We start from the raw sequence: 13,219 nt of genomic DNA on the forward strand, positions 1-13,219 counted from the left end.
GTGTAATTGTTGTCTGAATAGGTCCTAGCAGGATGTTTGACGTCTACGCCAAACTCACTTTTTATAAAATTGGGGATGAACTCATCATCTTGTCTTATTTCGTTTCCATATTTTAAACGAATACTGCTAAAAATCGCCCAGTCGGCCTGATGCGACGTAGTGGTGGGTCCATCATATTTCAATAAATCGGCTATAAACTTTGAATAAGCTAGGCTAAACGAGTCAGATCCCACGAACATAAACTGATATTTTCGGCTGCACACCCCGAGTTTTGAAAGCTGATGATTATTCATAGGCATTGAGCATGTGGTACATGTATCCATCAGTTTTAGATTATGAATGCTGCAGACTCGAACGGACGCGGGGACATGCCTACGGTGAACGTATGCTGTGCCATAGCTTTCAAAATCCTCTAATACGCAACTTGGACAAATTTTCTTCCACTCCCGTGGGGTCACAACTATATCTGCTCTGGTGCGCCCAAGTGCTGTAGTCAGGGGGTATAAAGTGAAGTTCTGAAGAACTTCTTCAGAAACGTGTCGTTCTGTGAAGAAGTGAGGGAATTGAAAGATGGCATGGTTTCGCCATTCACATTTATCCCCAAGGGCGTAACCGAATCCTTTTCTCGGCACTGGTTTTATGTAGAAATCTTTCTCCGTCAGATTTTTGAGGCCCAGCATCTCATTCCCTCTCTGCAGTGCCGACGCTACGTACTCTCCAGGGAAAGGTGTGAAAATCTTCATCAATTATTCCGTAATCGGCCTTCCGTGTCAGTGCTGCAGGCGCATAAGCTGGCTATTCACCTTGATCGTTATCCGTTTGCTCATTTACCTGATTTTACTAGACTACTGCCCGGTCGGTCAGCGGTCTCATTTTGGGATGATGCCGCCGGTGGTGAGTTTTTTAGATGGCGATTTTGGTACGCATCATATTTTGAGGCTGCCAATACACGCTATTTCTAGGCTACGACGCCGTTCTGCTCTGGGTTTCTTCTTGAGTTTAGAATGCCTTTGAAAATTCATCCTTCAACGATCTTGGTATCGTTGTCAGAGATGGCTTCTTCAGGACTCTGGTGGATGTCTTAGGCGGATGATAAGCGGCATCAGTGAACCTGACTTGCGAGGATGCAAATGAAGGGACGTCGTAAGGCTAAAACTGACAAATGGCGTATGCGCGATCAGTTCATTCGCGAGGCCCGGACCATACTGGCTTCAAAACCGGACGCCGGCCAGCGTTTTCTGCGTGTCGCGGCGCAGACGGAGCTTGAGGAGCCTGTCGGACTACTTGCTGGTAGCCTCGAGGCACCGGAAGGAATTCCAACAAAAAAACACTAGCTCGTTAACTGAGATGTAGCAGTTACCCGAGCCAAAAACCTATTCTGGTTAGCGGTCCTCAGTTCCTATCTCAAAGGGATGCGCAAGCAGCTGATTGCAGCTTATTTTACCGAGCGTCCAGTTCTGAAATAGTTGTCCTCAGGTTTCAGGTCTTCATGCTATGACGAGATAGGGGGCATGTCGGAGCTACCCGATGACCACAAACTCGCTCGCGGCAGCTACCTGAGTAGCGATACCTGACTTGCTGCCTTTCATCTCAGGATTAAACGCTGGCCGCTAAACTGCTCTGCCATTACCACCAGAGTTGATTGCACGAGCGCACTATGACGGTGTGGCGCGATCCTTGGCTCGTGAACGCAAGCGTAGCGTTGCAGTGCTGATGCTTAGCTACCAGCGCAAATATCCAAATATATCCTGTTGACTATAATTTATAGTCGACAGGATATATTTGGATATGCGCAGGCGTTCCGGGAACACACCTTCCGCACTCCAGCATTAGGGACGATGATGTCCGCGTATTTCTACGCGGACGCGATCGCCCTATCGCCTGGATTTTCATGCGCCAACGACGCTCTTAGCCGAAACCGATCAAAGCCCAGGTCGTTCAGGAATGCCTGCAACCCGGCGCGACCCTCTCCAGCGTTGCCATCGCCCATGACATCAATGCTAATGTCATCTGCAAATGGATGCCGCTCTACCGGGATTAGCCAGCTGCAGCGCCGCCTGCGTTTGTTCCGTCGAAGGCTTCGCCTAAACGGCGGACTAGGGCAGTGGCGGTCATTGAGATACTCGTTGGCGAACTATCAATCACGGTCAAATGACAAATTTACCATCCTGAGTGATGCGCACGCTTTGTGCGTGAGCTTGCCAAATAATCCGCATCGACGCCATCTGGTTCGCCATTGAGCCCATGGATAAGCTCGCCGGCACAAAGACCGAGTTGGCTAGGGTGCATAACCACCTACAACGCTACTTAAACAACTCAGATCGCTTAACCACGTAGCCCACAGGCTTTTTTTGCTTTTCGATAACACCCTCTTCAACAAGGCGCTGAAGCCATGCCTTTGCCTGCCCATTTGTCACGTCTAAAGCCGCAGCAATATCAGCATCTTTTGTCGGGGTTATCAGTAGCTTTTTAATCAGATCTCTTACCGTAGCAAAAAGTAAATCCGCGTGATCCACTTGTACCCTTGGGAAGGAATCCATTACTTCAGACACAACTTTCAACGTTGGCTCAACAGCATCTCTGCCGACGCAATTACTTATAGGAAGTAGAGGTTCACAAGACGCTTCTAACGAAGTCTGCGACTCTGTCATTGGCTCAGACACCGACAAGCTCTCTATTTCATCAGCGGACGATAATGAGAGTTTTGGTTGCTGAGGCGCGTCTGTGCTAGAAACCTTGATCGCAAATATTTGGTTAAAGGCTTCGACATCCTGAGGATTCGGCCAAAGTATCGCCCCCCGATTACCCAAAGCATCAAGGCCGGTAGAGGGCTCACCCGTTGATCGAATAAATACAGGCACATACTGGAGCTTATCCAGCTGCTCCACAGCACCAGCCCATGTCCCGCCTTTGTTATGGTCCGTGTTCACGACCAAGGATGCATCGGCCAGCGCATAAATGAGTTTATTACGCTGCATAGCATGACCAACGTTGAAGCCGGCATTAGGATCATAAGCAGAAACTAGAACTAATTTTCCATCACGCAAGGAATTCCTTTCCTCACGACTCATGGCAGTTCGCTCTAAGTTTTCCGCTAGAACACCAATGACCTTGCCACCCGACTGCAATGCACCCCGCATTGCAGCCAGATCAGCCCCCCTAGCCCCTCCCGATATAAGTGTTCTGTTGGCACAAGCTGCCAGCCCTCCGATGGACATGGTGTAGTCGACTAATGCGTCGTCGATTTTCCTCGACCCGACGACAGCGAGCCCACCCGATTCAAGCAGCGAAATATCTCCACACCCGTAGAGCACTGCTGGCGCATCAGCACGAAGACGAGCTTTGAGACGTCGCGGATACTCAGGGTCAGCTCGACTAATGACCCAGATAGCCCGTGTCTGCCACCGCTCGACTACCTGGCTCAACAAGAAGCCCCGTCCCAGCAGCCGTTGTAGTCGACTTTCATCTGCTATTGGCCGACATAAACGAAGAATCTCAGTGGATTCCGCGGTAAGAAGATCGGCAGGTTGTTTCTGGATCTGGTGTAAATGACTAGCTAAACGCTTGTATTCGGCAGGCGATAGTAGGTCTGGCGATTGCACGCCACGTCCAACAATTAGTGGTGCCGTAAGCAACAGTATCGCCTGCGTATTGGGTGAAAGAGGTGACATCATTCATCGTGGCCAGTTAGTGAAAGGGCCATAGGCCAAACCTCATCGCAACCGGCCTCTCGTAACAGCCAAGCTGCGACAGTTAGAGTCCATCGAGAATTGACGATGTCGTCAACCAAGAGCACCGGTCCCGCGTGAATTATCTGATCGATTTTAAGCGACCCATCAATGTTGCGGGCCTGCTGAGTAGAGTTTGCCATGGTTTTTTGCTCCGGCCTGTCCTCCGTCTTCGCGAGAACATTGTAAAAAGGTAGGCCTAACGCACTGGCTAGCCTTTTTGCAAAATTGGGTACGATCTCTGGATGCTTCAGAGACGGAATCGCAGCAACCCATTCCGGAGCGGGAGTTGGCCCCCAGTTTTTAATCATTTCGACACATGCCTGAACAAGCTCATCGGAAAAATAGCCGTCAAGATATCTATTATCTCGCACAATTCTGCCCCAACCGGCGTCTCCCCATATACAAAGAGCCTTACCGGGCTGGGCTTGACGATTGGCCGGAATAAGCCCCCTTACGCCATACAGCGGCATTCCGCCGTCAGGCCACTTTTTGCGAGGCTCGATGGGAAGACTCGTACGCCGCAGGAAGGCGACCGCAGCTTTGACCAAACCAACGCTCACTGTACTGGGCAATGGAGGTAGAGCTGGCTTCTTGACCGTACCGGGGACTCCGTCCAGTGCATCAATCAAAAACGCCATATGTTGGCCGAATGGTAATCCGACATAGTCCCTCATTTGCTGGTGCTCACCCTGTCGCAGCGAAGTAAGCCGCTCTGCGCGATCCCAAAAGCTTTGATTAAGGTTTGCCGCGGTAAGCTGCCACTTAGCACCTTGTTTAGCTATAGGCGCTGGCGCCTCCAGCGAAAGCAACGCCACAGTTTTTTCGACCCGGCCCTTACTCAAATTGACTTTGCTGAGCAGTTCCGGGACAGATAAACCATCAGGTGCATCTTCAAGCGCACCTAGAACCTCCGCGACCTCCTCTTGCGTCGGGAAAGCGCTACGGATAAACCAATCGGTGATTTCAGTCTCCTCCTCACCACTGAGTAGCACACCGTAGGCAGCATCTAACGCACGCCCCGCACGACCAACTTGCTGGTAGTAGGCGACCACGGAACCTGGCATTTGATAATGGATCACAAATGCTAGATCGGGCTTGTCATAACCCATGCCCAACGCCTGTGTCGCGACAAGAGCCTTGACTTCATTGTTAGACAGGGCAAGCTCAAATTCCTCCCGACGATCACCAGTCTGCCCTGTATAGGCTTCGACGTTAAAGCCTTGAGATTTCAACCATCCCGCTACTAGCAGAGCATCTCGCACAGTCAATGTGTAAATAATGCCGTGCCCATTCAATGCGGCCAACCTTTCAGCAAGCCACGCAAGACGCTCTTCTTGGCGAGGAAGGCGGATGGTTTGTAACGAAAGCGGTGCACGATTGAGATCTCCACAGACAACCTCAATGTTGGGACCAAGCACCGCCTTTAAGTCATCCATAACCCGATTGTTTGCCGTGGCGGTGGTAGCAAGCAAACGAAGGTTGGGGGGCATAATTTTGACCATCCGCTCCAGCAATCGATAGTGTGGGCGGAAGTCGTGCCCCCAATCGGAGATGCAATGCGCCTCATCGATAACTAGCAGGGAGATTCGTGCAGCGACCAGCGCCAGAACCTGGGTACGGAAACGCTCATTAGCGAGGCGTTCGGGCGATATCAGGAGGATATCAATGCCACCAGCAATAAGCTGGCCTTCAATCGCAGCCCAATCCTCCCTGTTGTCTGAGTTAATCGTGGCCGCTCGCACACCCATTCGCTCTGCCGCTACAACCTGATTTCGCATCAAAGCTAGTAATGGCGAGATCAGTAACGCGGGTCCAGCGCCAGCCTCCCTTAGCAGCTTAGTAGCAATGAAATATACGAAGCTCTTACCCCAGCCGGTTTTCTGAACGACTAACAAGCGCTCCTTACCTTCGACGATGTGGCGTATAGCTTCTTCTTGGCCATCCCGGAAGGCAGCATCGAGTCGTCCCGAACCTAAACGCAGGAGCTCCAAAGCACGCGCTGCATTATATTCCATGGTATTGCTCTCCATTTACCGTCAGATAGGTGATTGCTGATCCGCTGAGCAAGGTTCGAGTCATCCACTTTTCTCAATCCGCTAACTCGCAACGGACGGAGGGCAGGAGCCCCTCACCGCCTCGCATACCCTATCAGAGCGTGTCGGACGGTGCAGGCCACTTCGAGCAGCATTTTTTTGCGAGGAATGCCTGCATGCCGAATGCGGTACCGAACCCATGCTAGAAGGCGTCTGACCTCTCCCTAAAAAGCCCGCAACCACTGGAATTTTCATTGGAGGGGTCGCGGTAGGGACGGCAGTTACCTGCCGCACCCCGCACAGATCCGAACGTGCGGAACTACCGCAACGGCTCCTGCCTGGGTACGGGACGCGGAGCGATCCTCGGGATATGGCTGTGCATTTCTGTGGCTTGGTATATAGAGGTCGGCAAGGCATCCGTAGCGTGACCACTGAAGTCGGTTACAATGCTTAACAGCCCAAATGCTCTGCTGTCAGAAGCCTGATGACGGCGAGCTCGAAATATGGATATTTCAATGCTCTGCTCTGTTGCATCTAAATCCCTCATACCTCTGTTCGCCTGTCACCGAGCATTTGCTCAGTATGCGGGCACTTTGGCGCGCGCCGCCGATAGGAATCGCGACTGGCTATGAATTACTTTTTCGAAACGGCGGCTAACATTCTTGGCAACACCAAGCTGCGTACGCCCCAAATTGAGGCATACATCAAGGCACAGGATCACTTCGCTAGCTCTGGCGAAGATGCGCTGATTGTGCTGCCCACCGGAACCGGGAAAAGTGGGCTGATCTCCATCGTACCCTTTGGGCTGGCCAACGGCAGGGTATTGATCGTAACGCCTAATCTCGTAACGAAGCAGAGCATCCGCAAGACCCAAGAGCTTCTGGAAGACAATTTCTGGATCAATCAGGACATTATTTTCAGTGCTGATGATCTTCCAGTTATCTGTGAGTACAACTCCAAGACTCTCTCCTCTAGCTTGGAGCAGAGCCATTTCGTCTTCTCAAACATTCAGCAGATCCATAGCGAGCGGGCGGGGTGCTTAACCAAGCGCGTGTCGCGAGACTTCTTCGATCTCATCATCATCGATGAGGGTCACCATGCCCCGGCCGAGACGTGGCAAAGAACGCTTGGATATTTCGCGAAGGCCAAAAAGATTTTCATCACTGGCACCCCTTTCCGTGGTGACAAACAAGAAGTCCCAGGAAAGCTGATCCACGAAACGCCTCTCTCCGAAGTCATGCGGGATCGGTACGTCAAGTGGTTGAGGAAAGAGACCGTCAATGCGCACGAACTCTACTTTACCTTGGCAGAGCAGCCGGATGTTCGCCTGTCTAAGGATGAGGTTCTTGCCTTGAAGGACAAGGAGTGGCTAGAACGAAGCGTAGCGCTCTCACCTGAATGCTCTATGGATGTGATTGAGCGAAGCATAGCCAATCTTAGCGAGCTACGTAAGGTATCGCCAAAAGTGCCGCATAAGATCCTTGCTGTTGGGTGCAGCATTTCACATGCGGTAGACCTCCAGACCTGGTACGAGTCCAAGAGCCTGACTGCGGCTATCGTGCACAGCGATATGGAGCAGTCAGATCTTGATGCAGCCTTCCGGGCGATCGACAACCACGAGTGCGACGTTGTCATTTCCGTGAACATGCTCATGGAGGGCTATGACCATCGCTACCTCACAGTGCTTGCCTTGTTCCGTCCCTATCGCAGCATCAACGCGTTTGCGCAGATCGTCGGCCGTGTGCTTCGTGCAATCCCGGCTGAAGAGATCACAGCCTTTGAGGTGGACAACAATGCGGTAGTGATTTATCACGAGGAAACTGGTCTGGATTCGATGTGGGGCTCTTTCCAGAAAGAAGTCGACCGTGCCCAGCATCAACGAACGCGCGAGTACACCATCACCGACACAGAGTACACGAGGAAAGAACATTCCTTAGCCGGCGTCACCTCATCTGATGCGTTCGTGAGCGATCAAGACTCCTACCTAGATGACCTCGATTTCAACAAGATTTTTTTCGAAAAACGGGCTGAAATCGACTCCATCGCGACCCAAAAGCTGCAGGCCATGTCTGCGCTTGCAGATTACGATGAAGCCACCTTGGCGCAGTTCAAGAGCCTCATCATCAATGCTGAAACCAGGAAGGCTGCTCAGACGATTGACCCCAATCTTGTGGCAAAACGACCTGAAATCGCCCGAAAGCAACTACGCGAGATACTCACAAAAAAGGCCCAAGATGAAGTCGCGACGCTGCTCAGCGACCTCGGGATCGACGAGAAAGCGTCTACTCTTTATCCGAAATTCAGCCGCCACCTAGTGGGAATTCAATCCACCATGCCCAACGACGGTATACTGGTGAGATTTATTAATGCCAAGCTCGTGAAAAAATTCGGTAAGGTCGGTGAACGGGACACAAATGCGCTGTCCAGGTCCATTGAGCATGTCGAGGTAATCATGGCTGAACTGAGGGGTATGTTGAAATGAGTCTCGAATCCATCAAATCGCTTGTTGACGAGCTCACGACCCTCCACGTAACCCGTGGCGTTCAGCCCAGTGAGCTGGTCGACAACCTCTTTGAGGATGAGTATGTCGAGTCATCCGCACGCAAGACCTCTGACGGGCTGATCTTCGAGCTGACCTTCACGGAGGCGGTCGAGGAGGAATCGCCGAGCAAAGTCACGATGCGCTATACCTACGACTGCAACCGGCATCTTGTACGCGTAGAGCAGAAAGTAGCGACTAAGAGATTCTGCGTTCAGTGGGATCGGGCTCGGGCAGTCCAAGAGCGTATTGAGAAGCTGGAAGTGTTGCTTTCTGGCAAGCTTCTTCATGCACGGGTAGCTCGAATACTGGCGACTATACCCAAAGACTACCTTGCGCTCGCCCCTCGGCTTCAACTAGTCGCGTAAACATCCTGCCTTCCTCTCACTGCGGCTGACTCCACCGGTCATGATCTCGCCGCAGTGAACGTCCGCTTCCGAGGGCGCCAGGCAGGGGCCATCACGGAAAAGTCATCGTTCGTGACCAGCCCGAAGTCGTCATATTGTTGCCGCTGATGCTGAGCTGACCCAGCTGCCGAAATTTCGCTGACCTAAGTGTCTACTTCGTAAAGCATCAGCAAGTCTGACTTTGGGCTGAATACTTATGGGGCAACGCCAAGTCGGCAGATGGATCAATTCTGCATCAGCTATAACGCGATGATGGGCACCGGCTCACAATTGGCGTGCACTAGTAGCGCTATCATAGGTGGATTGCTAGCCCTCGGTCGCTGTCGAGGCAGAGCTTGTGGAAGCGTTCAAGCTACTATCAATACTTAGACCAACCCGGGCGGCCATCAAGTTCTTCCAGAAACCCGTCATCGTCATGGACCGCCCGATAGCCGCTCGACACTGGACGGTGATCAAGCTCATCGAAAATGAGGATGGACTGAGTTTGCTTGGTCGGTAGGTGATAGGTGGCTTGCTCGAAGCAAGCGAACCGACAAGCATCATCACTATGGCTCCAATCAGTGCCCTCGGTATCCGCCTCATACAGGCCACCGATCCCAGCTCTGAACGCCTTGGCTGCGGCGGAATTTTGAGGAAGCGGAATACCCCGGTTGATCCACACTCTCGATTCACGAAGGGCCTTCGAACCGATGGAATATTTGACCACGCCATCTTCTGCGACGACGAATGCTACGTGACCATTCGAGGCTTGAGCAAATCTGGAGGCAATGCATGATCGGGAGGCCTGGAACTGCTCGGCCAAATCGGCAAGATGCTCCAAGCTGAAGTCCTTTTCCTCCGCAAGTGGTTGGATCAACCCCCAAGGAACCAAGCACTCCGCAGCGAAGATGTCACAGAGCACCTCCTCCTCGTGGCGCCCCGTGAAGCGCTCCAATTCATCAGCTGGAACTCTCTCGCCATGCTTGGATGGGAGCTCAAGAACGTGGTGCGCGATCTCGTGCAGGATAGTGAAGCGCTGGCGCAGTAAGCTGTCTCTTTCGTTTACCCATATGAATTTCTTTTCGCCGCGCTTGAACGTGCTACCTGCTTCACCATCCTCCAAGTCTTTGCGAGAAACTTTGAAGCCTAGGGATTGGGCGAGCGCCTCTACATCTACTGGCGCTGAAGTGACGCTCGCATCTCTAAGCAGTTTACGAGCTCGAGCCACTACAACAGTTTCGTCCATGAAATCCCTCTCTAGTCCATTTCCAAGAGCATATTGATTCGCTTGAGCCAGGCTTCTTTCGTGGTGGGACGCTCGCCTCGGAAGCTCATTGATGCGGCGTCCTCCAGGACATCCCACGGGAGATCTACGCGGGAAGTCATCAAGTCATAGAGCGCATCGTCGACGGTTACTGACTTAGCCAAGAGACGAAACACCTCACCCTCTCGCTCATCTAGCTCGAGCGCATGGCTCAGGCGCGCGACGACTTCGTCTGAAGGCGCTGCCCGATCTCCTTTCTCCAATCTCCAGATGTAAGCGTGATCCAAGTCGCCTGCACGCTTTTCCAAGTCCCGAAAACTCAGCTCTTTTCGTTCACGCATGGTAGCGATGAACCCGGCCAAATCCATTTTTTTCTCCAACCTATTGCAATGCCCAGACGGGCGGGAGTAGTCTGTTGCCTAGACAGACAACAGCTCGCGATTCATCACTCATGATAAGCGGCTTTTTTTTGAAGTCCACTGTTGTCTGGTTGGACAACGACTCCCGGGTCGTTTTTTAAGATCGGTGGTGTTGTCTGTCTAGGCAACAGCTCATTTGGTTCGGATACGAGGATTTTTCCCTATGTCACAGTTGAACGATTTTGAGGTTGAGGACGTGGCCGCCGCCGTCTTGGCGGGCCGCGCGGTACGGGATCACGGCCCGTACAAAATCGAGCTCGGAAATGATGCTCTGGAATACCGGCCACTGGTGATCGCTGATCCTGTTCCAACCGGGCAGCAAGTATTGGAGGCTGCGGAGCTCCGTCCGGTGGACGAGTACCTGCTGTTTCAGGTTCTCACCAACGGCCACTTGGAGCTGCTCAGCCCTAGTGAAACCAGTGACTTGCGCCTGGCCGGCATCGAGAAGTTCCTGGCATTCAAGAGCGACCGTACCTTCCGCTTCTTCATCGATGGACGTGCGCAGGACTGGGGCGCTCAGCGCATTTCTGGTCGCACCTTGAAGCAGTTGGCAGGCGTGGATGCTCAGAAATACGACATCTTCCTGGTCATCCCGGGCGATGACGATGAACTGATTGAGGATCGTGATCTGTTCGACTTGGCGCGCCCTGGTGTCGAGCACTTCGCAGCGGTGGAGATCAACATCAAGGTCTTCGTCAACACGCTGCCTGTGTTCATCCACTCCCGCAGCCTCACCTACTGGGAAGTAGTGCGGCTTGCCTACCCGGAAGCTGAGCCAGGCCCGAATGCCCATTTCACCGTGACCTTTGCCAAGGGGCACGAAGGGAATTCTCTCACCAACCTGGTCGATGGCCAACACGTCCGTATCAAGAAGGGGATGCACTTCAATGTCACACCAACTGATAAGTCGTAGTCCTTACCTCCTGCGCTTGCGCAATGAAGGGTACAACTTGGACACCAAGGAGGGTTACCTCTTGGTTCGGGACGTGCCCTACGTAAATGCTCAGCGCCAGGTTTGCAAAGGCGTGTTGGTCATGGCGCTGAATCTGGTGGCTGATGTTGCGGGCCAACCGAGCGACCATACTGCACATTTCATTGGTGACTGCCCTTGCGATTCGCAAGGGCGTCCCCTCGAGCAAATTATCAACAACAGCAATCTGAATTCGCTGTTGCCAGATCTGGTCGTGAACCATTATTTCTCGGCCAAGCCCCGCAGTGGCAACTACGCCGATTACTACGAGAAGGTCTCGATCTACGTCTCGATTCTGAGTGGCCAGGCGGAAGCGCTCGATAACTGTGTTACCGCGAAAACCTTCGCGCCTATTCGGTCGGAGGTTGAAGAGACTGTGTTCACTTACACCGACACGGCGTCAGCACGTGCCGGCATCGGAACGCCTACTGAGAAGTTCAAAGGACTGAAGGTCGCAATCGTCGGACTCGGAGGTACCGGTGCTTACATCCTGGATCAGGTTGCGAAAACGCCGGTGGCAGAAATCCATCTCTTCGATGGTGATGCACTCCATCAGCACAACGCGTTCCGCTACCCAGGCGCTGTCACCTTCGCCAATCTCGAACGGGGGATGATGAAGGTAGAGTACCTGCACGAGGTGTACGGTGAGATGCATCGCAATGTCGTTCCTCATGTGTGCATGATCACAGCAGGAAATATCGCTGAGCTCCGAGCCTTCGACTACGTGTTCCTCAGCGTCGACAACACGGCGGTTCGTGAGCTGGTGGTGCGGGAGCTTCGTGGTACTGGCACCTCACTGCTAGATGTTGGAATGGGCGTTCACTTGGTAGGAGAAACGCATCAGGTTTGGGGCACTTGCCGAGTCACGACACTCACACCTGGGCATCATGACCACGCCAATCGCACCATGCCGCTGACCGAGAACGCTGGGGAGGATGTCTACCGCTCGAACATTCAGATTGCTGATCTGAATGCCCTCAACGCGGTACTGGCGATTGGTACCTGGAAACGGCTGTGTGGTTTCTACGTCGACAACGTCCAGGCTGATCACTTCACCTACTCGACCAACCTGAACGAGATGGGCAACAGCGAGGAGCGCCCATGAGCATTAAGAGCCTCACGCCTCAATTCGTTGAGCATTTTCCGGAGAGGCTAGAGCCGGGTGAGCTCTACTTGGCAATGGAGTTCGCGACTGCAGCACACCTGTGTGCCTGTGGTTGCGGCAACAAGGTGATCACACCGTTCTCTCCAACCGACTGGCAGATGTCATTCGATGGCCAAACGGTGTCGCTCAAGCCTTCTATTGGCAATTGGACGTTCAAGTGCCGCTCACACTACTGGGTTCGCTCTGGCAGCATCGAGTGGTCAGGTGATATGTCCCAAGATGCAATCGATGCAGGGCGCAGACGTGACAAGCAGGCGAAGGCACGACTGCAAGCAAATCGACCTAGTGATGATGCAATCCGTCAACCAACTCCAGTCGTCCAAGCGCAACTCCAAGCTCCATCGCTGCTCGGAAAGCTGAGGAAGTGGCTGAGAATCTGATGATTTTAGCGAGCGTCCCGATCTGATAACAAAGGAGGGCTTAGTCAATAAGGCGTGAGCCCCATTCCTTTAACAGCTCGTTTGCCATGCCTACGCCGACACAGTGAGTTGAGGGGTGTGAAAATAGGCCCGGCTCAACGCCAGGACTATTTTCCATTGGTCGTCACGAATGCCGTGCCCGAAAATCAAACTAGCTCAGCTAAGTGGCTTTCATAGCCGGGTATCCAAGCCGCAACATGTTGGATGACAAACTCTCACAGTGGCAGGTACGCTCGGCGCTCTACCCTAGGACAACTGGTATCGCCCATTCGAAACGAGCAGGCTATCCAGTC

General features: G+C 52.8%; 12 protein-coding genes. 7 read left to right on the forward strand and 5 right to left on the reverse strand.

Annotated features, from left to right (window positions below; genetic code table 11):
• On the reverse strand, positions 1-743 hold a 743-nt coding region (locus tag YA0848_RS25820; RefSeq protein WP_198731451.1), incomplete at its 3' end, for a TniQ family protein.
• A 387-nt stretch (positions 744-1,130) separates the two neighbouring features.
• On the opposite strand from YA0848_RS25820, the gene YA0848_RS25825 reads away from it, so the two are divergent.
• Together YA0848_RS25825 and YA0848_RS36770 are read left to right on the forward strand one after the other, a co-directional pair.
• Positions 1,131-1,334, forward strand: a complete 204-nt coding sequence (locus YA0848_RS25825) for a hypothetical protein (RefSeq protein ID WP_184316050.1) — start codon at positions 1,131-1,133, stop codon at positions 1,332-1,334.
• Positions 1,335-1,921: 587 nt separating this feature from the next.
• The gene (locus YA0848_RS36770; protein ID WP_184316056.1) at positions 1,922-2,041 is read left to right on the forward strand and encodes a transposase; all 120 of its coding nucleotides are present in this window, start codon (positions 1,922-1,924) and stop codon (positions 2,039-2,041) included.
• Between the two features lie 262 nt (positions 2,042-2,303).
• Here the strand turns inward: YA0848_RS36770 and YA0848_RS25835 are convergent, their stop codons facing one another.
• Both YA0848_RS25835 and YA0848_RS25840 read right to left on the reverse strand, forming a co-directional pair.
• Entirely contained in the window at positions 2,304-3,671 is a 1,368-nt protein-coding gene (locus YA0848_RS25835; protein ID WP_184316054.1) for a DNA-processing protein DprA, read from the reverse strand.
• Positions 3,671-5,746 (reverse strand): RecQ family ATP-dependent DNA helicase, encoded by a 2,076-nt coding sequence (locus tag YA0848_RS25840; protein ID WP_184316048.1) that lies wholly within the window; start codon positions 5,744-5,746, stop codon positions 3,671-3,673. Before YA0848_RS25840 ends, YA0848_RS25835 begins: the two co-directional genes overlap by 1 nt.
• A 646-nt stretch (positions 5,747-6,392) precedes the next feature.
• On the opposite strand from YA0848_RS25840, the gene YA0848_RS25845 reads away from it, so the two are divergent.
• The gene (locus YA0848_RS25845) at positions 6,393-8,246 is read left to right on the forward strand and encodes a DEAD/DEAH box helicase (RefSeq protein WP_184316046.1); all 1,854 of its coding nucleotides are present in this window, start codon (positions 6,393-6,395) and stop codon (positions 8,244-8,246) included.
• On the forward strand, positions 8,243-8,671 hold the full coding sequence (locus YA0848_RS25850; RefSeq protein ID WP_184316044.1) for a hypothetical protein: 429 nt from the start codon (positions 8,243-8,245) through the stop codon (positions 8,669-8,671). The genes YA0848_RS25845 and YA0848_RS25850 overlap by 4 nt, the downstream gene beginning before the upstream one ends.
• A 397-nt stretch (positions 8,672-9,068) precedes the next feature.
• Here the strand turns inward: YA0848_RS25850 and YA0848_RS25855 are convergent, their stop codons facing one another.
• Together YA0848_RS25855 and YA0848_RS25860 are read right to left on the reverse strand one after the other, a co-directional pair.
• Complete coding sequence (locus tag YA0848_RS25855) at positions 9,069-9,935, reverse strand: ImmA/IrrE family metallo-endopeptidase (protein ID WP_184316042.1); 867 nt, start codon at positions 9,933-9,935, stop codon at positions 9,069-9,071.
• Between the two features lie 11 nt (positions 9,936-9,946).
• Positions 9,947-10,321, reverse strand: a complete 375-nt coding sequence (locus YA0848_RS25860) for a helix-turn-helix domain-containing protein (protein ID WP_130184101.1) — start codon at positions 10,319-10,321, stop codon at positions 9,947-9,949.
• Between the two features lie 214 nt (positions 10,322-10,535).
• Between YA0848_RS25860 and YA0848_RS25865 the strand changes: the two genes are divergently transcribed.
• The 3 genes from YA0848_RS25865 to YA0848_RS25875 are packed head-to-tail and all read left to right on the forward strand — an operon-like array spanning position 10,536 to position 12,887.
• Positions 10,536-11,285: a multiubiquitin domain-containing protein gene (locus tag YA0848_RS25865; RefSeq protein ID WP_184316040.1), complete on the forward strand. Its 750-nt coding sequence runs from the start codon at positions 10,536-10,538 to the stop codon at positions 11,283-11,285.
• Positions 11,260-12,447, forward strand: a complete 1,188-nt coding sequence (locus YA0848_RS25870; protein WP_184316038.1) for a ThiF family adenylyltransferase — start codon at positions 11,260-11,262, stop codon at positions 12,445-12,447. The genes YA0848_RS25865 and YA0848_RS25870 overlap by 26 nt, the downstream gene beginning before the upstream one ends.
• On the forward strand, positions 12,444-12,887 hold the full coding sequence (locus YA0848_RS25875; RefSeq protein WP_130184104.1) for a DUF6527 family protein: 444 nt from the start codon (positions 12,444-12,446) through the stop codon (positions 12,885-12,887). The genes YA0848_RS25870 and YA0848_RS25875 overlap by 4 nt, the downstream gene beginning before the upstream one ends.
• Positions 12,888-13,219 lie beyond the last annotated feature (332 nt).

Source organism: Pseudomonas sp. S4_EA_1b, assembly GCF_016307435.1.
Classification (GTDB): Bacteria; Pseudomonadota; Gammaproteobacteria; order Pseudomonadales; family Pseudomonadaceae; genus Aquipseudomonas; species Aquipseudomonas rhodesiae.